16 protein-coding genes are annotated in these 18,604 nt (G+C 67.1%); 6 read left to right on the forward strand and 10 right to left on the reverse strand.

Translation table 11 applies throughout. The features are described from left to right. Window positions 1-52 precede the first annotated feature (52 nt). From ACUXV1_RS16205 to antC, 6 genes are all read left to right on the forward strand, one after another. Entirely contained in the window at window positions 53-1,204 is a 1,152-nt protein-coding gene (locus tag ACUXV1_RS16205; RefSeq protein ID WP_275888050.1) for a muconate/chloromuconate family cycloisomerase, read from the forward strand. Between the two features lie 35 nt (window positions 1,205-1,239). Further along, window positions 1,240-1,530, forward strand: coding sequence for a muconolactone Delta-isomerase (gene catC, locus ACUXV1_RS16210; protein ID WP_043634782.1), 291 nt, complete (start codon window positions 1,240-1,242; stop codon window positions 1,528-1,530). Between the two features lie 73 nt (window positions 1,531-1,603). Continuing rightward, the gene (gene catA / locus ACUXV1_RS16215) at window positions 1,604-2,515 is read left to right on the forward strand and encodes a catechol 1,2-dioxygenase (RefSeq protein WP_043634785.1); all 912 of its coding nucleotides are present in this window, start codon (window positions 1,604-1,606) and stop codon (window positions 2,513-2,515) included. 186 nt (window positions 2,516-2,701) lie between these two features. Further along, window positions 2,702-4,090, forward strand: a complete 1,389-nt coding sequence (antA, locus tag ACUXV1_RS16220; RefSeq protein WP_114152913.1) for an anthranilate 1,2-dioxygenase large subunit — start codon at window positions 2,702-2,704, stop codon at window positions 4,088-4,090. 2 nt (window positions 4,091-4,092) lie between these two features. After that, entirely contained in the window at window positions 4,093-4,584 is a 492-nt protein-coding gene (antB, locus tag ACUXV1_RS16225; RefSeq protein ID WP_043634791.1) for an anthranilate 1,2-dioxygenase small subunit, read from the forward strand. Between the two features lie 147 nt (window positions 4,585-4,731). Beyond that, a complete protein-coding gene (gene antC / locus ACUXV1_RS16230) occupies window positions 4,732-5,754 on the forward strand; it encodes an anthranilate 1,2-dioxygenase electron transfer component AntC (protein ID WP_194426330.1) in 1,023 nt (340 codons plus the stop codon). Window positions 5,755-5,815: 61 nt separating this feature from the next. On the opposite strand, the gene ACUXV1_RS16235 is transcribed toward antC, so the two are convergent. The 10 genes from ACUXV1_RS16235 to ACUXV1_RS16280 form a co-directional block, all read right to left on the reverse strand. Further along, window positions 5,816-6,193 carry a DUF6277 family protein gene (locus ACUXV1_RS16235; RefSeq protein WP_196783769.1) on the reverse strand — a complete coding sequence of 126 codons (378 nt, stop codon included), beginning with the start codon at window positions 6,191-6,193 and terminating at the stop codon, window positions 5,816-5,818. Between the two features lie 129 nt (window positions 6,194-6,322). Continuing rightward, the gene (gene tssM / locus ACUXV1_RS16240; protein WP_446015755.1) at window positions 6,323-9,778 is read right to left on the reverse strand and encodes a type VI secretion system membrane subunit TssM; all 3,456 of its coding nucleotides are present in this window, start codon (window positions 9,776-9,778) and stop codon (window positions 6,323-6,325) included. Further along, on the reverse strand, window positions 9,775-11,403 hold the full coding sequence (gene icmH, locus ACUXV1_RS16245; RefSeq protein WP_194426328.1) for a type IVB secretion system protein IcmH/DotU: 1,629 nt from the start codon (window positions 11,401-11,403) through the stop codon (window positions 9,775-9,777). The genes tssM and icmH overlap by 4 nt, the downstream gene beginning before the upstream one ends. Before the next feature lie 80 nt (window positions 11,404-11,483). After that, window positions 11,484-12,845 carry a type VI secretion system baseplate subunit TssK gene (gene tssK / locus ACUXV1_RS16250; RefSeq protein WP_203389970.1) on the reverse strand — a complete coding sequence of 454 codons (1,362 nt, stop codon included), beginning with the start codon at window positions 12,843-12,845 and terminating at the stop codon, window positions 11,484-11,486. After that, window positions 12,842-13,444, reverse strand: a complete 603-nt coding sequence (locus ACUXV1_RS16255) for a type VI secretion lipoprotein TssJ (RefSeq protein WP_081555817.1) — start codon at window positions 13,442-13,444, stop codon at window positions 12,842-12,844. Before ACUXV1_RS16255 ends, tssK begins: the two co-directional genes overlap by 4 nt. Beyond that, window positions 13,444-13,830, reverse strand: coding sequence for a DUF4150 domain-containing protein (locus ACUXV1_RS16260; RefSeq protein ID WP_043593253.1), 387 nt, complete (start codon window positions 13,828-13,830; stop codon window positions 13,444-13,446). The genes ACUXV1_RS16255 and ACUXV1_RS16260 overlap by 1 nt, the downstream gene beginning before the upstream one ends. A 12-nt stretch (window positions 13,831-13,842) precedes the next feature. Further along, window positions 13,843-14,439 carry a DUF3540 domain-containing protein gene (locus ACUXV1_RS16265; RefSeq protein ID WP_446020081.1) on the reverse strand — a complete coding sequence of 199 codons (597 nt, stop codon included), beginning with the start codon at window positions 14,437-14,439 and terminating at the stop codon, window positions 13,843-13,845. Continuing rightward, window positions 14,439-15,518 (reverse strand): pentapeptide repeat-containing protein, encoded by a 1,080-nt coding sequence (locus ACUXV1_RS16270; protein WP_446015752.1) that lies wholly within the window; start codon window positions 15,516-15,518, stop codon window positions 14,439-14,441. The genes ACUXV1_RS16265 and ACUXV1_RS16270 overlap by 1 nt, the downstream gene beginning before the upstream one ends. After that, complete coding sequence (locus ACUXV1_RS16275) at window positions 15,515-17,731, reverse strand: DUF2169 family type VI secretion system accessory protein (protein ID WP_446015751.1); 2,217 nt, start codon at window positions 17,729-17,731, stop codon at window positions 15,515-15,517. Before ACUXV1_RS16275 ends, ACUXV1_RS16270 begins: the two co-directional genes overlap by 4 nt. Next, window positions 17,731-18,604, reverse strand: an 874-nt coding sequence (locus ACUXV1_RS16280; RefSeq protein ID WP_446015750.1) for a hypothetical protein, incomplete at its 5' end; no start/stop codon positions are given. The genes ACUXV1_RS16275 and ACUXV1_RS16280, both read right to left, overlap by 1 nt.

Consider the following 18,604-nt stretch of genomic DNA (forward strand, 5'->3'; position numbering starts at 1 on the left):
GACCCGCGGCTCTACAGGCTTGCATGATATCCGAAACCACGGGAGCGCAATCTTGATACCTGATACCGCGATAGACACGGTGGAGACCATCTTGGTCGATCTGCCCACCATCCGCCCGCACCAGCTGTCGGTGGCCACCATGCGCAGCCAGACGCTGGCTCTGGTGCGCATCCGCTGCCGCGATGGGCGGGAAGGCTGGGGCGAAGCCACCACCATAGGCGGGCTGCAATACGGAGAGGAAAGCCCGGAAAGCGTCAAAACCAATATCGACCGCCACCTGGCGCCGCTGCTGCTGGGCGAAGACGCCCGCGGAGTGGGCCGACTGCTGGTCAAGCTGCGTCGCGGCGCCCGCGGCAACCGTTTCGCAAAATGCGCGCTGGAAACCGCCTTGCTGGATATCCAGGCGCAAAGATTGGGCGTGCCGATGAGCGACTTGCTGGGCGGCCGGGTGCGAGACAGCCTGCCAGTGGCCTGGACCCTGGCCAGCGGCGACACCGGCCGCGACATCGCAGAGGCCGAGGACATGCTGGAACGGCGCCGCCATCGCGTGTTCAAGCTGAAGATAGGCCTGCGCGCGCCGGAAGACGACGTGGCCCATGTGCTGGCCATCTGCCGCGCGCTGGACGGCCGCGCCAGCGTGCGCGTCGACGTCAATCAGGCCTGGAGCGAGATGCAGGCCGAGCGCGCCATCGCCCGGCTGCAGGACGGCGGCGTGGAACTGATCGAACAGCCTGTGCCGCGCGAACACCCCGCCGCGCTGGCGCGGCTGGCGCGGCGTTTCGAGGTGCCGATCATGGCGGACGAATCCCTGCACGGCCCGGCGGACGCCAACCAGTTGGCGCGCCTGGACGCCGCCGACGTGTTCGCGGTGAAAATCGCTCAGTCCGGCGGCTTGTTCGCCGCGCGGCAGGTGGCCGAGATCGCCGCCGTCAATGGTCTGGGCCTTTACGGCGGTACCATGCTGGAGGGCGGCATCGGCACCATCGCCTCGGCCCAGTTGTTCGCCACTTTCGAAAAGCTGGACTGGGGCAGCGAACTGTTCGGCCCGCTGTTGCTGACCGAGGAACTGCTGACCGAGCCTCTCTGCTACCGGGATTTCGAACTGCACCTGCCTTCCGGCCCCGGCCTGGGCGTACGACCGGACCCGGACAAGCTGGCGACCTTGCGCCGCGACCGGACCGCGCCGCGGCTGCATGCGGTCTGAACCCGACAAGCCTCTGAAAAGCCAAGGAGACCTTCATGCTGTTTCATGTGGAAATGCAAGTTAACCTGCCCCACGACCTGGACCCGGAACGGGCCGCGGCCTTGAAACTGGACGAGCGCGAACGCGCCCAGGCTCTGCAGCGCAGCGGCCAGTGGCGCCATCTGTGGAGGCTTAGCGGCCAGTACGCCAACATCAGCGTATTCGATGTCGCCGACGCAGAGGAGCTGCATCAATTGCTGTCCAGCTTGCCGCTGTTCCCCTTCATGCGCATCGAAGTTCGGCCCATGAACCGGCATCCGTCGAGCATCCACGCCGACGACCGCTAGGCGCCCGCCCAGCTGGTCCACCACGGCGGAATCAAAACACAACATCCCCGCCCGTCAACAAAGGAGAAACACCATGGAACGCGCCGAAATCGACGCCTTGCTGCAACGCTTCGACCAACCCGCCACCGAGCAGGCCAACCCGCGCACCCGCGCCATCGTCAATCGCTTAATGCGCGACCTGTGCTACGCGATCGAGGACTTCGACATCCAGCCGTCGGAGTTCTGGAGCGCGGTGGGTCTGCTGGCCGACGCCGGCCGCAGCGGAGAACTGGGTTTGATCGTGCCCGGGCTCGGGCTGGAACATTTCCTGGACCTGCGCGCCGACGAGGCGGAGCGCAAGGCCGGCCTGCTCGGCGGCACGCCGCGCACCATAGAAGGCCCGCTCTACGTGGCCGGCGCGCCCTTGTGCGAATGCGAAGCGCGGCTGGACGACGGCACGGACGACGGCGAGCCCTTGTTCATGCGCGGCCAGGTGCTGGACAGCGCCGGCCAACCGGTGCCGCATGCTCTGGTGGAAGTGTGGCACGCCAACAGCCTGGGCAATTACTCCTATTTCGATCAGACCCAGAGCGCTTTCAACCTGCGCCGCAGCATCCGCACCGACGACCAGGGGCGCTATCGCTTCCGCAGCATCATGCCCTGTGGCTACAGCGTGCCGCCGGATGGCCCCACCGACCGCCTGCTGCGGCAGCTGGGCCGCCACGGCCACCGCCCGGCTCACGTGCATTTCTTCGTTTCCGCACCGGGCTTTCGCAAACTGACCACCCAGATCAACATCCAGGACGATCCGTATCTGTGGGATGACTTCGCCTTCGGCTCGCGGGAAGGGCTGGTGCCTGACATTCAACGCGTCAGCGCGCCGGAGGAACTGCGTCAGAGCGGCGTCGGCAAGCCTTTCGCCCGCATCGAGTTCAACTTCACTCTGCACCGCGAAGCGGCGCCGGTCCCCTCCTCCGAGGTAAGCCGCGCCCGCGCCCAAGTCTAACGCCGATTGAAACCGCGGCTCGCCGCTTCGCGCGGCGAGCCAGCCGGAACGCAGAACCTGTTCAAAGTCTCGCGAGCCAAGGCGAAACAAGCGAAAACGGCTGAGAAAGCGGAATGCGCGGGTGGTTAATGCCGCACCGCCGACGCGGAGCAGACGTTGAACGGGTTCTCAGATAAGGACATTACGATGAGCACAACCTTCCGCACCACGGAGCAATGGCGCAGCTTCGTCAGCGGCTGCCTGGACTTTCGCCCGGACGACGGCATCTACCGCATCGCCCGCGACATGTTCACCGACGCGCAGCTGTTTGATCTGGAGATGGAGCTGATCTTCGAGAAAGTCTGGATTTACGCCTGCCATGAAAGCGAAATCGCCGCACCCAACGATTTCATCACCGTGCAGGCGGGCCGTCAGCCGCTGATCGTCAGCCGAGACGGCAACGGCGGGCTGCACGCGCTGATCAACGCCTGCCAGCACCGTGGCGCCACCCTGGTGCGTCAGTGCAAGGGCAATCAATCCACCTTCACCTGCCCGTTCCACGCCTGGTGTTACAAGAACGACGGCCGTCTGCTCAAGGTCAAGGCCCCGGGCGAATACCCGGCGGACTTCGACAAGGCCGCCCGGTCGCTCAAACAGGCGCGGGTCGCCAGCTACAAGGGCTTCGTCTTCGTCAGCCTGGACCCGGACGGCGCGGACTCGCTGGAAGATTATCTGGGGGACGCCAAGGTCTTTTTCGACATGATGGTGGCGCAGTCTCCCAACGGCGAGCTGGAAGTGCTGCCCGGCAAATCCAGTTATACCTACGATGGCAACTGGAAGCTGCAAAACGAAAACGGCCTGGATGGTTATCACGTCAGCACCGTGCACTACAACTACGTGGCCACTGTGCAGCACCGCCAGGAGGTCTGCCGCCAGCAAGGCGAGGCGCAGGCCGCCACGCTGGACTACAGCAAGCTGGGCGCCGGCGACGCCGCCACCGACGACGGCTGGTTCTCCTTCCCCAACGGCCACAGCGTGCTATTCAGCGACATGCCCAACCCGGCGGTGCGGCCCGGCTACGCCGGCATCATGCCGCGCCTGGTGGCCGAGCACGGTCAGGCCAAGGCGGAATGGATGATGCACCGGCTGCGCAACCTCAATATCTATCCCAGCTTGTTCTTCATGGACCAGATCAGCTCCCAGCTGCGCATCATCCGCCCGCTGGCCTGGAACAAGACTCTGGTGCAAAGCCAGTGTCTGGGCGTCAAGGGCGAATCCGCCGCCGACCGCGAGAACCGCATCCGTCAGTTCGAGGACTTCTTCAATGTGTCCGGCATGGGCACGCCGGATGATCTGACCGAGTTCCGCGAAGCGCAACGCGGCTTCCAGGCGCGGCTGGAGCGCTGGAGCGACATCTCGCGCGGCCACCCGCGCTGGCAAACCGGCGCCACGCCCAATAGCGAAACCCTGGGCATCGCCCCCTGCCTGACCGGGACGGAAATCACCCATGAAGGCCTGTACGTCAACCAGCACAGCGCCTGGCGGCAGTTCCTGCTGCAAGGGCTGGCGCGGCGCGCCGCCGCCGAGGGAGCCTAGCGATGAACATCGAACTTCATTACCAAGTGGAACAGTTTCTCTACCGTCACGCCGAGCGGTGCGACAGCCAGGACTGGGACGCCTACCTGGCCGATTACGCGCCGGACTGCGAATACCACGTGCCGCAATGGGACTCCGAACACGTTTACACCACCGACCCCAAGCGCGAGATGTCGCTGATCTACTACGCCAGCCGCGCCGGCCTGGAGGACAGGGTGTTCCGCATACGCACCGGCAAATCCGCCGCCTGCAACCCGATGCCCCGCACTTTGCACCAGCTGACCAATATACGCGTTGAACGCGGCGCCGACGGTTTGGTGGAAGCCCGCGTCAACTGGGCCACGTTCTACACCCGCTTTGGCGAGACCGGCTATTTCTACGGCCGCGCCGCGTACACGCTGGAGCGGCACGGCGACGGGTGGCGGATCCGGCGTCAGCATGTGCTGCTGTTGAACGATACCGTGAACGCGGTGCTGGATTTCTACCATCTCTGAGAACCTGTTTACGATCTGCCGCGCGCCGAGAGCGGGTTGCGCTTCGGAATGCTTATGTGCCGTCAGCACATTCCGCTTTCTCTGCCGCAATGCCTCTAGCTCGCAAGATCGTGAACCTGTTCGAAATCTCCAAGCGGAAACACCGAAATGCATCAAGTGGCTTTGAATTTTATCGACGGCCATACCCTGTTTCTAGAGGCCAAGCCAGGCGAACTGCTGCTGGATGCCGCGCTGCGCCAAGGCATCAAGATCCCGATGGATTGCCGGGAAGGCGTGTGCGCCACCTGCCGCGGCCGTTGCGACCGCGGCGATTACAGCCAGGACTACGTCGATCCCGAGGCGCTGTCCGCGGAGGAGCTGGCGGAGCGCCGCATCCTGTCCTGCCAGACCAGGGTGTTGTCCAACGCCGCTTTTTCCTTCGACTTCGACTCCAGCCTGTGCCGGAGCGCGCCGGCAGCCCGCATCTCCGCCGTGGTGAGCCGGGTGGAGCCGGTATCGGACAGTTGCGCCGTGCTGTGTCTGGACGCCTCGGCCGCCGAGGGCGCGTTATCCTTCCTGCCCGGCCAATACGCGCGGCTGCGCGTGCCCGGCGGCGAGCAATGGCGCGCCTACTCCTTCGCCCACGCCCCTGCCGCGGACAAGCAGCTGCGCTTCCTGGTGCGGCTGTTGCCGGACGGCGCGATGAGCAATTATCTGCGCAGTGGCTGGCGGGCCGGCGATCGCATCGAACTGGAAGCGCCGCTGGGCAGTTTCTACCTGCGCCACATCGACAAGCCGGTGTTGATGTTGGCCGGCGGCACCGGCTTGTCCGCCTTTCTGGGCATGCTGGAGCAATTGGCCGAACAAGGCGGCTGCGGCCAGCCGGTGACGCTGTACTACGGCGTCAACCGCGAAGGCGACCTATGCGAGCAGCCGCGGCTGCGCGGCCTGGCCGAACGGCTGCCCGGCTTTGCCTGGCATCCGGTGGTGATGGCGGCGGAAGACGGCTGGAGCGGCAAACGCGGGCTGATCCCCGAGCACCTGGACGCGGACGCGCTGCGCGCCCAGGCCGCCGACATTTATCTATGCGGCCCGCCGCCGATGGTGGACGCGGTGCGCGACTGGCTGCGCCGTCATGGTTGCGAGCATCTCAATCTCTATCTGGAAAAATTCGCCGATAGCGGCGGCTAAACGAGCGTCGGCGCAAACGCCCGGGATGCGCGCGTCCCGGGCGCTTGCCTGTCCGTCGCGCCTATTTCTTCATGAAAGGCGCGAAGAAGGCTTCCGGCATTTCGGTGGGGAAGCCTTTGGCGTCGCTGGGGCGCAGGTCGGACATGTCCGGCTGGAAATCATAAGTCTTCTGCCGGCGCTGCTGGTCCTGATGCACCGCCACCTGTTTGTCCACCGAGGACTTGATCGCGGTCATGTGGTCCAGCATCTGGCGGCCCACGTCCTGCACATTGCCTATCAAATTGCTGGCGTTGCTGCCGGAGGCGATATTCATGCCCGGCACCGCGTTCATGAACGGCTCGGCCATGGAGCCGCCGGCGCTTTGGCCGTACTGGTGGGCGGCGCTGCACGCCTTGAGGATTTCCGCCGGGTTGATCATGTTTTCTGCAGCCTTGGTCATGGTGTTTCCTTTCAGTGGGTAATGGAACGAAACAAACAGCGGAAAAACCCGCCTGGGCCCGTTCAAAATCCGCCGTGCTGAGCGGGCTCCCTCTTGTCGGGGCCGGCAATGCCGGCCCCTGAACCGTCGTCAGCCGCCTTGCGGGCAACGGAAAGACTGGATCAGCCCGGACCACAGCGGCGATGGCGAGGACAGCGACTGCCACTCTATGCGCACCGAACCCAGGCTGCCCTGATACAGGCGCTCGCGGCGGTCCGCGGTCCCGCCCACGCCGCGGCCGGCGTCGAAGAAGCGGAACAGCGCCCATGGTCCGTCGTATTGCAAGGTGTTGACGCGGCCGTCCACCGACTTCATTTGCAGCCGTATCGCCAACTTCTGGCTCTGACCGTTCCAGTCGATGCGCTGCGGCGTGGTGGCGCCGTGGGCGAAACGCAGAGTCTGGCCGGCCAGGTCCAACTGCACCTCGGCCAGTTGCGGGTCCATGTCCAGGAAGCGCAACACCGTGGGCACCCGCAAGCGGCCGCCGTCGTCCAGCATCGCATCGCGGATGCGGCTGGCGCTTTCGTAAGCGCCAATCACCTCTTGGCTCAGCAGCGCCTGCTTGCCGCCGTCCACGCTGCGCGCCTTCCACGGCGTCACCGAGGTATCGACATAGGCGGCCAGATGCTCGCGGAAATACACCGCCATCGCGCCCTGGGGGGCGAACAGCCGCTCAAAGCCCTCAACGCTGGCGTCCGCGCCGGCACCTCGGCGGAACGGGTAGCGGCCGGTCAAGCCCTGATCGCAGGCGCTGCGCGTGGCGCCGGCCGCGCCCTTGTTCAGCACCGCCTGGGTCTGGCTGGAGGTGGCTGCACTGCCGTTGTTGATCAGGTCCAGCATGATGCCGCGCACCGGCTCCGGCTGCAGGCCGGCGTCGCCGCGCAGCTTGGTGAACACATCGTATTGCGCCGGCAGCACTTGGCCGGTTTGCAGGGCGCCGTTGACCAGGCCCAGCTGGCGGTACAAAGAATCGAACAGCCGCGCCAGCGGATTGCTGCCGCTGTTGTCGTTCTTCTCCAGTTGCTTGGCGATCTGGCGCAAGGCCTGGAAGTGCTCCTCCACCGCGTGCTCCGGCAGCAAGGTGGTGCGGTAGCGCTCGCCGTTGATCTCGCCCACCAGAGAGCGGCGGCTTTTTTCCAGCCGCGCCTTCTGGCGGTCTATCCAACTATCCATGCCGCCGTCGTAGCTGCCGGTCAACATGGTTTCGCGTCCGGCGAAACGCAGCAGATTGGCCAGCGGCGATTGCGAGTTCATCATTGATGCCGCCAACTGCGCGGCGTCGTCCAGGCCGGTGACGGAGCGCACGCTGACATTGGCCAAAAAGCTTTGCCAGGCGGTGATGTAGTCCTGCAGATATTGATTGCGGGCGCTGTCGGCCAGCTTCTGCACCAGGCTGTCGATCTCAAAGCCATTGCCGCGCAGCGGCTCGTTGCGCAGCACCCAGCTCTGCTCCTCCAGCATGGCGCGGGCGCTGGGCTCCAGCCGAGGCAGGAAGGCGTCCACATAACCTGCGCGGGTGTACCAGCCGGAAACGGCGCTGTCGGTATCCGGCACGTTGTTGCGCATGCGCAAGCTCATCGCCGAGCCAAAGCCCGCCGCGCGCGCCAGCGAGATGTCCTGTATCTGGGACGGCAGGCCCTGCTCCCGCACATGGTTGAGCACCCGAGTCACTACCGGAATCTGCGAAGCGCGGGCGCGGGCGGTCTGCACCAGGTTGGCGTCCTCCGGCGCCGCCGGCAGGCCGGGCAGCGTGATCAGCGCGCGCGCGTCGGCGATCAGCATGCGCCGGTCCTCGTCGTTGTACTGCCCTTCGGACAGCGCTTCCCAGCGGCCGGAGATCCAACGCTCCACCGCGCTGGCGGAGCGGTACTGCGGCCGGCACAACATCAGATAGACCTTGAGCGTCAGGAAGATGTCGCCGGGGCTGCCTTCGGTCTGCGCCTGCAAGGTGCGCTTCACCTCGTTGTACAGTTCCGGCATCAGCGTTTTCTGCAAGTGGCGGTGATAGGTGGCGGTGGCGGTTTCAGCCACGCGGCGGTGCTCGAAGTACGGCGTCCTCATCCCGCGCTCGGCGCTTTCAGCCTGGGCCTGCGCGTAGCGCATTTGCGCCGCCACCGCCAGCAACGGCGATCCGGCGCTGGGCGCGCTGCCGGCCTGTTCCCGCGCCAGTGTCTTGCCCTCGCTGAACTGAGCCCAGACGTATTCCAGATAGTTGCGCTCGGCGAAATAGCCCCAGGCCACCCAGACCAGCAAGGCCAGCGCCAGCGCCGGCAAAGCCGCCCAGCGCAGCGCGTTCAGCAACCGGCGCTTGCGCGACGGCGGCGCGGGCGGAGCCGGCCGTTCCCGCGCCTGGCGTTCGGCCGCGGTCAGGTTCTGCTCCATCAATTGCCGTTCCACGGCCACCTGCCGCAGCAAGGGCGTCCACAGCTCGCCCAAGGGCCGCGTCGTCGGCTCCGGGCCGTCGATTTCAATGTCGGCCACTTCCGCCACCGAACCCAGCCACAGCCCGCGCAAATGGGCGGCGTCTTCGTCACCGTCGCGGGCGAACAGCGTCGGCAGCAAGCCTTGCAGCGCTTGGCGCAGCCGGCCCAGCGCCTCCACGAAGCGCAGCTGGGCGTGGTTGGCCTCCACCTCGCCGGCCAAGGGCGCGGCAAACAATACTTGGCGCTGCACCCGTTGTTCTAGGCTATGCAAGGCCGGCGCCCAAGCGCCGGAAGCGTCCGCGCCGGCGTCCAGCGGCAAGGGGAAGCCGATGCCGCGCGCCCAGCGCTCCGGCCGCATCTGGTTCAGCATCGCCAACGCGCCGTCCAGCCGGTCCGTCCCGGTCAGCGCCAGGTAGACGTTGGGGGTGCGGCCCAGGCCGTCGCGCAGCTTGAGCAGGCGTTGGCGCAAAGTGGCGGCGATTTGCTGACGGCGTTTGGACGCCATCGAGATCAAATCGTCGCCGCCCACGCACAGCACCACTCCGCTGACGCGGATCTTGTCGCGCAAAGCGACTAGGCCGGCCAGCAGCTTGTCCCAGGCCGCCGCGGCCTCCTGGTCGTAACCTTCGCTGATATTCCACTGCCCCTGGGTATCCAGCCACACCGCGTCCGAGGATAGGCGGAAGTCCAGTCCCAGGCCCTGCCCTATCGCCGCCGCCGGCTCCGCTCCATCGCGCAGCGTCCAGGACAACAAGCTGCTTTTGCCGCTGCCGGCGGCGCCCAACAGCAGATAGCACGGCAGCGGCGCGCCGCCGCGGCGGCTCAGCTGGCGTTCCAGTTGCTGCAAAGTGTCGCTGATGTAGTCCGGCGGGCCGGGGTCCGGCTCAGGCTCGGGCGCCGGTTTGGGCGCGCGGCGGAAGGAACGCGGCGCGGCGGTCAGCCAGCCCCACAGCCAGCTCAGCAGCGGCCAGAAGCCCCAGATCAACGCTGCCGCGACTAAGATTTGCCGTAGCAGCGCCCAGCCCAGCGGCCGGTAGACGCCGATGGAAATCAGCGGTCCTATCCACCAGATCGCCAGCGCGATCAACAGCGCGATCAACACGCGCATACTTTGCCGGATCATGGTTGTTGCTCCTTATAGCCGGGCTCAAGCGGGCTGGGCCCGTTGCCTATGCCGACGCCGGGCGCCAGCGCCAGCGGGGCGGGCGTCTGCGGGGATTGGGCTTGGGGGACGGACGGCTGGGCCTGTGCGCCCTTGGCGGCGTCGGCCACTTTCCACAACACGTCGACGCGGCGGTTGCGTTCATAGGCGGCAGGGGTCTGCGCCGCGTCCAACGGCGCGCTGTCGCCGCGTCCCGAGGAGTCGATGCGGCGCGCCACCGCGTTGTCGGGCGCTTGCGCGCCGCCGGGGATCGCGGTCTGGCGCAGAGAGTCCGCCACCGAGCGAGCGCGCGCCTCGGACAAGCGCTGATTGCTGGGGAAGGCGCTGGTCTGGATGGGTTGGCGGTCGGTGTGGCCTATCACCTCCAGATCGCCCGGCCACGGCGCGAAAGCCTGGCCCAGCCGTTCGATGTTTTTCTGGAAGGAGGCCCGCACCTCGGCCTTGCCCACGTCGAAGGCGCCGTCGCTGCGGAAAACCAGCAGCCAGCCCTGCGGGTGCTTATAGGCCACCAGCCAGCCTTCGGACAGCAGCTGCGGCAGCGGAGGCGGCAAGGTGGTGGCCAGATTGATGGCCCGCAGCGGCGGGGTCCAGGCCGCCAGGGCTTCGCGTATCGGCCGGCCCAGCAGATCCAGGCTGATGTTGGCCGCGCCGTAGGCCAGCGCCACCACGCCCAGCGCGATGGCGCCGCCGCGCAAGGGCGTCAGCCAGCGCTGGCGAGGGGGCGCTTCGGGCTCCGGCGGCGGCGGGGGCGGCGGGGGCTCGATCAATTCCGCCCCCAGCGGCTCCGGCTCCCGCTGACGCCAAATGGCGGCATGCAGCTGCGAGCGCAAATCCTGCAGCAACGCCTCGCCGCGCTCCAGCACCCGGTAGCGGCCCTGCCAGCCCAAGGCCAGCACCAGCTCGTACAGCTCCAGCAAAGGGGTGGGCGCCGGCTCGTGGCGCAGCCAGCGCTGCAAGTCGGCGAAGGCGTCTTCCCCGCCCCAGGCGTCGTCGTGGAACTCCACCAAAAGGCTGCGCTCGCCGTCGTAGGGCTGTTGGCCGGCGCCGCGCGCCGCGTCGTTGCAGACTTCATCCAGATAGGTGCATAGCAGATAGGAGGCGTCCTGAGCCTGCTGCCACTCGCAGCCGGACGCGGCCAGCCGTTCTCGGTAAAGCTTGAGTTCCAGGCCCAATTGGGCGCGGATCTGCGCCTGGCTCTCCGCCGCGCCGCCTTGAAGCCGCTGTAATTGCAGCACCGCCGGCAAGGCGTGGGAGATGAAGGGGTTGTCCCATTGCGCTTGTTGCAAGCCGGCCTTGAGCAGGCCGCCGCGCGCTCCGGAGCGCTGATAGATCACCGGCGCGTCGTCGGTCTCCGCCTGCGCCCTGCCCGCGCCCGCCGTCGGCGGCGCGGCGGGCGGGAGGGCCAGCGGCAAGGCGTTCAAGGCTTCCGGTTCGGCTTCGGCCTCCAAGGTGGACACTTGCTGGCCCGGCATCAGCAAAGGCAGGTTTTCCAGCCGGCTGCGCATCGCGCCCTCCAGCATGCCGCTGTTCAGGTGCGCGGCGGAGGCCCGGCGGAAGATGGAGGAAAAATTGTGCAGCAGATTCATTTTCGTTCACTCTTTCGGCTATTTGGTTTTGAGCCTGTTTTACGACCCCGCTAAGCTGCGCGGCAGGTCGTAAACAGGTTCTAAGCGACCTTGCCTTCGCGCAGCCCCCAGGCCTCGAACCGCATATCCTGGAAGTCCCCGACGATGCGGAGCGCCAGCGCCGAGCCCGCGAAGGCCTGCGCCCAAAACGGGTCGCTGGACTCTACTTCGAAGTACACGCTCTGCGCGTAGTACGGCACCTGGCGCGGCGGGTTGGGCGTCGGGATCAGCCGCGCGCCCGGCAATTGCAAGTCCACCAGCTTCTGTATCTGTTCCACCGCGCCCAGTTTGGCCTGCTGCGGCAAGAGCTGGCGCAGCTTGTCCGCCGGCATCGCCGCGGAGAAGGCGAAGACCATCTTCTGCAGCTTCCACTGGCGGTCCACCACGCAGACATGCACTTGGTCGCCGCGGTCTTCAAACTTCAGCGGCAGCACCGGGGTTTCGATCACCCTGGCCAGCGCGTAGCGCAAGGTGGCGGCCAGCGGCTCGAAGCTGGCTTGAAGCTCATCGTGGCGGTAGGCGAACTGCCGCTCGGCCAATGCCTCGTCCACGCCGGGCAGCACGCTGAGCCGGCCCAGCAGGCCGATCAACTCCTGGAACAGCAAGGCCGGCGGCAGCGGGTTGAAGGCGTCCAGGTGAGCCAAGCGCATCCGGTATTCGGCGATGCCCTGGCGCAGCATCAACTCCACCAGGTCCGCCAGGCCGCCGCCGGCGGACAGCACTCGCAAGCCGGCGCTGCCGGCCAGCCGCACTTGCAGCGTGCTTTGCAACTCCTCGATCAGCGCTCGCAGCGTCTGGTGGGCGCGGCTGTCCAGCAGCGGCGGGATGAAACGCGGGTCCAGCAACAGCGTCAGCGCGCTGCTGCGCCCCGCCACCCGGGCGAAGGGCAAGGCGGTTTCCTCGGCGCGCAATTGCGATTGCCAGCACAGCCGCGTCATCATGCGGCCGGTTTCCAGCGTCAGGCGGCGCGGCGAGCCCGGCGCGTCCAGGCCCACGCTGAGATCGGGCACCTCGGTGGCGGCGGCGCGGTAGCGCGCGGCCGCCGACGCGTCGCCAAAGGCCATTTCCGGGCCGCCGCAACCGGCGGCCGGCAGCGCCAGGCAGGCAATGTCGCCGGCCTGGGCGTCCGAGGTGTCCAGCGGGGCCGGCAAAGGGTCGTGCGCCGGCAGCGCGAACGGGGTGCCATCCGGCAATATGCCTTCGGCCGCGCGCAGGCCCAAGCGGCCGAGCCCCAAACCGTCGCTGTCCACATCCAGCAGGGAAAAGCCCCAGCCATGGTTGGAGGTCTGACGCAGGCGCAGGCCGAACTGATGAGCCAAGTAGCGTTCCTGCTGCTGAAAATGCTGGGTCTCTATCAACATGCCGTCGCTCCAGGCGACGGGTCCTACTGGCAAAGCGCTCATGGGCTTTCCTCCAAATGGGCGATGGGCGCCTTGCGCGTCTTGCGCCAAGGCTTGCGGGAGGGCTTGGCCGGCGTCGGCGACGCGGCCGGGGCCGACGCGGAGACGTCCGCCAATGGGGCGGCGGCGGGCCGCAGAGCGTCGACAATGCGGTTGCGCTCCAGCAGCACCGCCAAATGGATCAGCTGGCGGCCGTCCACCCGGATGCGCAGCGGCGCGTAGCCGGGCGGCTTGCTGGCGAAATCGGCGTCCGCCAACAGCCAGACCGGGTCCGAGCCGGACGCCGGCAGCAGCACTTGCTGCACCTGGTTGGGCGCCACCACGTGGCGGGATTCGGCCGCCACTTCCCGGCCGCGCTGGGCGCAGCTGGAATCCTCCAGCCCGGCAGGCGGCAACCAGTTGGCTTCTCGCACCACGTACAGGCAGACCTGCACCGGCCGCGGTCCGCCGCCGCTGTTGTTGAGCTGGCCGCCGCCCACCAGGGTGACGTGCAACTGGCGCGGCCCGTCGTCTCCACGCGAGGAAAACAGCGAAGAGCAGCCTGCCAGACCAGCCAGCGCGCACAGCAGCAGCGCGCGCCGGACAAAGGGAAAAGAGATCATTAGCTCAAGGTCATGGTGATGGTCTGGGAAGGCGCCACCGTCTGCCCGGCGGTGTTCTGGTTATTGGGCAGATTGGTGTCGGTCAGCCGCGTCTGCGGCGCGCCCTGAATCAGCACCTTGCCGGAGCCGGTCACGTGGCGGGACAGCGCCGCCACCGTGCCGGAGGCCACCCCGCCCATGGAGCCGCCCTCGTCGCCGTGAGTCATCGGAATGATGGTGTTGAGGTTGTGAACCGGGCCGCCGGCGTAAATGATGGTCGGCACATTGGGCACCGCCTCCGGCTTGTTGGCGATATTGGCGTAGGTGGACGGAATCCCCAGCGGCGGGGTCTTGCAGACGTCGGAAGCCGCGAGGGCCATGCCGCCGGCGGAACAATTGGCGAACATCGCATTTCTCCTTTAGGCAACGTGAATCTGGCCGGCGTCGAGCTTCAACAGCGAAGCCGAACTCAGCGCCGTGCTCTTGGCGTGCAGCCCCATGTGGCGGTCCGCGTGCAGCAACAGGCTGCCGCAGTGCTCGGCGTCGGTGCCGCCGATATGGGTCTGCCGCTCCTGCGCCGCGGTGGCGATGGCCTGGGCGCGGCTATTGAGCTGCCGGCCGCTCAGGCTCAGCTCGCCGTCGGCGCACAGATGCAGTTCGGCGGCGTGCAGTTGCACGCTGGCCGCGCCCAGTTCCAAGCGGCAAACCCCGCCCGGTTGTGGGCGCTCCAGGATGGCCAACACCCAGCAAGCCTCATCCGCCGCAGCCAGTTGCACCAGATCGCCGCGTTGCGGCCGCACCAGGCAACTGAAGGCGGCGCGCGCCTGGCGCAGCGAGCCGGACGGCAGCCGGACCAGCCATTCGCCGTCCTTCTCGCCTTGCGCGCATACCCGCGCCGGCAGCCATTCCTGGCTGGGTCGCGGCGTAGGCGTGCCCACGCGCAGCGCGCGCAGCACTGGATCGGACTCGGCCGGAGTTTCGGCCCAGGCCAGGGCGCTTTCTTGCATCCATGTCATCATGCGGCTCCTCTAGGTCCGGGCTGCGCCTGTTGCCGCCAAGCCCGGTCTTGCTCAAGTTTGCTATCGTCGAACAGCGCGCCGGCGGTGTCGGCCGCGCTCCATGCGCCGCGCGGCTGGCCTACCAGCCGGCCCCCGCGGCAGTCGCAGCCGGACAACTTCACCGACTGCAGCGCGGCGCCGCTGGCGTCCAGTCCGCGCAGATTGGCGCCTGACAGGTTGACCTGCTCCAGCCGCGCCTGCCGCAGCGATAGCCGCGGCGCGTTCAATTGCTCAAAAGCACAATCCTCCAAGCGTGCGCCGTCGAACATGGCCTGCTCCAGATCCGCCTCGCGCGTCTGCACTCGGCGCAGCCGGGCCTGGTCGAAACTGGCGCCGACCAGGCGGCTGGAGCGGATGGCGCCGCCGTTCCAGACACTGTGCGACCAAGCCGCCTGTTTCAGTTCGCAGTGGTCCAGCGCCATATGCTCCAGTTCGCAATCTATCCAGCGCGCGTTCAAGCCGCGGCAGGCGCTCAGCGCCACGCGCCGCGCCTGGCTTTGGCCGTGAATGAAGTTGTGCAGCTCGGCCTCCTCCACGCTAAAGCCGTCCAGCTGATTGCGTATCCAGGCGCTGTCCGACCAGCGGCCGCCTTGCAGCCGCCATTCCCGCAGCCGGCAGTCGACGAAAGAGCCGTGCTCGCTGCGAACATCGCTGACGCGCCAGCCAGCGGCGTCCAATTCCACGCAGGAAAAATCCCGTTGCCGCCCGCCCCGCCACTGGGCCCCGGACGCAATCACCCGCTGCCAGCCCACCCGCTCCAGCTCGCACTCCTCCCAGACGCAGTCGATGAACTGGCTGTCGGCGCAACCCATCTCATGCCAGACGCAACGCTCGAAACGATTGGTTTCGAAGCGGCAATTGACGAAGCGCGCTTCCTTAAAGCGGCACTGTCGCCAGTGCACGCGCTCGAAACTGCAATCGATGTAGACCACGCGGCTCAGCGTCTCCGCCGGCGGCGCGTCGAATCGCCGCCCCTCCACCACGGCGGGCAACGCTCCGGCCAGCTCCCGCAACGAGGCCTCCCGCGCCGCGCTCATTGCGCCCTCCTCGGCCAATCCTGGCGCCCGGTTTCCAAATTGCCGCGCCAGCCCCCGCTGGACGGCGGCTGCATCCAGGCGGTTTTGGCGTCGATCAGATTGCAGCCCTCCATCCGGCTCTCGCTCAGGCTTGCGCCGTAGAACAGCGCGTCCTTCAACGCGCAAGCTTCGAAGCGGGCTCGTTCCAGCTTGGCGTGGGTGGCGTTAAGGCCGTCCAGCGCGCAACTCCGCCACAACGAATCCGGCGCCCGCAAGCGTTGCGCGTGCAGTTGCGGGCAGGCGCAGTGCTCAATCCGCAGTTGCGCAGCGTCCAGATCCTGCCAACTGCAAGACAGCAGCTCGCAGTCTTCCAGCCGCGCCTGGCGCAGCGAGCTGCCGTGGGACACCACGCCGAAACGCTGCTGGCAGCGCTGCCAGACGCTGGCGGACAGGTCCGTGTCCAGCGCGCTGAACTTCAACAGCCGGCATTGCCGCCAGCCGCTACGCGGCAGTTGGCACTCCACTAGCCCCAGTCCGTCGGCTTGTACCCCGGTGAAATGCCAATCCTCCGCGCGAACCCGGCACCAATTGACCTGGTCCCAACGCAGCTGGCCAACCCGGCCGCCGGCGCCGCCCTCGCCCTGCACCGTGACCGCGCGCCAGGCGCCGCCGTTAATCGCGATGTCGTCCAGCCGGCAATCCTCTATGCCCAACTGCGCCAGTTCGACGCCGTTCCAAACGCTGGCGCCCAGATTGCAGCGGTTCAGACCGCCGCCGGTCCAGCGCACCGCGTCCAGCACGGTGCCGGCCAGCGAGCAATCGACGAACTGCACCTGTTCCAGCCGGCATTGCCGCCAACGGCCGTGGTCCAATTTGCAGCGTTCGAAGCGCACCTGGCTTAGCTCGTGGCCGTCGAAAATCAGGCCGCTCAGGTCGGCGTCGCATATGGTCAACTCGCTCCAGGGGCCGCGTTCGCCTTGCAGCCGCTCGCGCCAGTTCTCCCCGTCGGCCGCCGCTTGCGGCAGGCCGGCCAAGGCGTTTTCATTGGCGCGAACAAAGGACTGCAGCCGGGTTTGCGCCGCCTGCGCCTCGCGCAAGGCCTTATGATTTTGTTCCAGCCGCGCGCGAATCTCGGCGCGGTCGCGCGGGGGCGGCGCGAAGCGCGGGTGGTCAGCGGAGTCGAGTATCTGCTCCCAGACCCAGCCGCGCGCTGGATCCGGCATCAGCGCGTGATCGGCCAACAGCAAGGGGTCTTGATCGTCCAAGCGGGAGCGGCGCTCGGCGAAGGCGGCCAGCTCCGCCGGCCGTTCAGGTTCGGCGGCGTCCTTGAAGCCCAGCGCCAGCCGGCCGACGCCGTCGTCCAATACATAATCCAGCGGTAGAAAGCCGTTCCACCACATCACGCCCAGGTCCGCATCCGGTAGCAGCCACACGGTTTGCAATGCCAGTTCCGGCCGTTCGTCCAGCGGGCCGTCCCCCCGCCCCGCCAGCAACAGCGGCCGCACAGCCGGCAACCGTCCCTGGACTTCTCCGCCGCGAAAGCCGCTAAGCGCGAACGGCGCTTGAGCCGGCCAGCAGGCCTGGTCCGACCACTGGTCCGGCGCCGCCTGCTGGAAAAAGCGCAGATCGGTGGCCGCCGGCCATCCCATATGGCTGCCGTCGTCCGCCATTGCTTGCGGCGAGCCGGCGAAGCGCGGCTGCCATTGGCGGCGCTCCGGCCAATCGCTGCCCAACGGCCCCATCGCCGCCAGCGGCGCCGGGCTCACGTTCAAGCCGCGGACCCGTTGCAAAGGCGGCGACGCGTGGCGTTGGCCGAAAGGATTTTCGCCTTGCAGGCCGGCCGCCGCCTGGCGCGGGTCCAGCGTCAGGCTGGCCTCGACGCGTCCGCCGTCCATACGCGGCTGCGCCCGGCAGCTCGCGATCTTGCGCACGCCGCCCAGCTCGGCCTCGGCCAGCCAGTCCAATACGCCGACGCCGGCCGCCGGGCCGCGATAATGCGCGCTGCCCAGCAGCAGCCATTCGGCGCGCAGCTTGGGCATTGCCGGTTCGAACAGCGGCAGCGCCGGCTTTGCCGCCTTGATCGCCTCCCAGCACGCGGTCTCGTGCGCCAGGATGAAGGGATCGCTCAGGCGGAAACCGATGCCGACGCCGATGCGCAACATGGCTTGGGAACCGATCTGGGTGCGCGACGAGGAAACAAGCGCCGCCTGGGGTTTGATATGACGCAAGGGCATCAGCTTTTGACCTCCATGCCGACTTTTTTCAGATCCACGCCGGTGTCCGAGTAGGAGGCGCCGGTGTAGGAGTATTCGAAACCGGTGGTGGAGCTGCTAAAGCCCTTGCAGCTGACTTCCGAGCCCACGGAACTGATGCTGGAACCTGTACTGGACATCTTGCTGCCCACCGCTTTGATTTCAGAACCGGTCAGCGAGGTGTCGCTGCCTGTCAGGGACACCGACACGCCGGTAGTGGATATCGAGCAGCCAGTGACGCTAGCGTCGGACCCGGTGGTGGACATCTTGCTGCCGGTGACACTGGTGGACGAGCCGGTCGTCGACATATCCGTGCCGGTCACGCTGATTGAAGTCCCCGTATCCGACATCGAAGTACCGGTTACGCTCTTGGAGGTACCGGTGACCGAGCAGCTATTGCCGGTCACGCTGGTGGAGGTGCCGGTATAGGACGAAGACACGCCGGTCATGCTTTGCGACATGCCGGTGGCCGATACGCTGGTGCCCGTCATCGAGGTGGACACGCCGGTCATGCTCTGAGAGGTGCCCGTCACCGAGGTGCTGGTGCCGGTCAGGCTGGTGGACACACCGGTAAAGCTGGTGGACACCCCGGTGAACCCTGTCGAGATTCCGGTGAAGCTGGTGGAAACCCCCTTAAAACTGGTGTCCACCCCGGTGAAACCGGTGGAGACGCCGGTAAAGCTAGTCGACACCCCGGTAAAGCGGGTGGACAGGCCGGTAAAGCTGGTCGATACCCCGGTAAAGCTGGCCGACAGGCCGGTGAAGGACACCGACACCCCCGTGAAACTGATCGAAGCCCCAGTGACCGAAGTGGACGTGCCCTTGACCGAGATGTTCTTGTCCTGGCCCACTGCT

The organism is Chromobacterium sp. W521, from assembly GCF_052805975.1.

Bases quoted from the DNA above. Each gene is read 5' to 3' on its own strand.
- catC (WP_043634782.1), top strand. From the start codon at position 1,240: ATGCTGTTTCATGTGGAAATGCAAGTTAACCTGCCCCACGACCTGGAC.
- catA (WP_043634785.1), top strand. From the start codon at position 1,604: ATGGAACGCGCCGAAATCGACGCCTTGCTGCAACGCTTCGACCAACCC.
- antA (WP_114152913.1), top strand. From the start codon at position 2,702: ATGAGCACAACCTTCCGCACCACGGAGCAATGGCGCAGCTTCGTCAGC.
- antB (WP_043634791.1), top strand. From the start codon at position 4,093: ATGAACATCGAACTTCATTACCAAGTGGAACAGTTTCTCTACCGTCAC.
- antC (WP_194426330.1), top strand. From the start codon at position 4,732: ATGCATCAAGTGGCTTTGAATTTTATCGACGGCCATACCCTGTTTCTA.
- ACUXV1_RS16235 (WP_196783769.1), bottom strand. From the start codon at position 6,193: ATGACCAAGGCTGCAGAAAACATGATCAACCCGGCGGAAATCCTCAAG.
- tssM (WP_446015755.1), bottom strand. From the start codon at position 9,778: ATGATCCGGCAAAGTATGCGCGTGTTGATCGCGCTGTTGATCGCGCTG.
- icmH (WP_194426328.1), bottom strand. From the start codon at position 11,403: ATGAATCTGCTGCACAATTTTTCCTCCATCTTCCGCCGGGCCTCCGCC.
- tssK (WP_203389970.1), bottom strand. From the start codon at position 12,845: ATGAGCGCTTTGCCAGTAGGACCCGTCGCCTGGAGCGACGGCATGTTG.
- ACUXV1_RS16255 (WP_081555817.1), bottom strand. From the start codon at position 13,444: ATGATCTCTTTTCCCTTTGTCCGGCGCGCGCTGCTGCTGTGCGCGCTG.
- ACUXV1_RS16260 (WP_043593253.1), bottom strand. From the start codon at position 13,830: ATGTTCGCCAATTGTTCCGCCGGCGGCATGGCCCTCGCGGCTTCCGAC.
- ACUXV1_RS16265 (WP_446020081.1), bottom strand. From the start codon at position 14,439: ATGACATGGATGCAAGAAAGCGCCCTGGCCTGGGCCGAAACTCCGGCC.
- ACUXV1_RS16270 (WP_446015752.1), bottom strand. From the start codon at position 15,518: ATGAGCGCGGCGCGGGAGGCCTCGTTGCGGGAGCTGGCCGGAGCGTTG.
- ACUXV1_RS16275 (WP_446015751.1), bottom strand. From the start codon at position 17,731: ATGCCCTTGCGTCATATCAAACCCCAGGCGGCGCTTGTTTCCTCGTCG.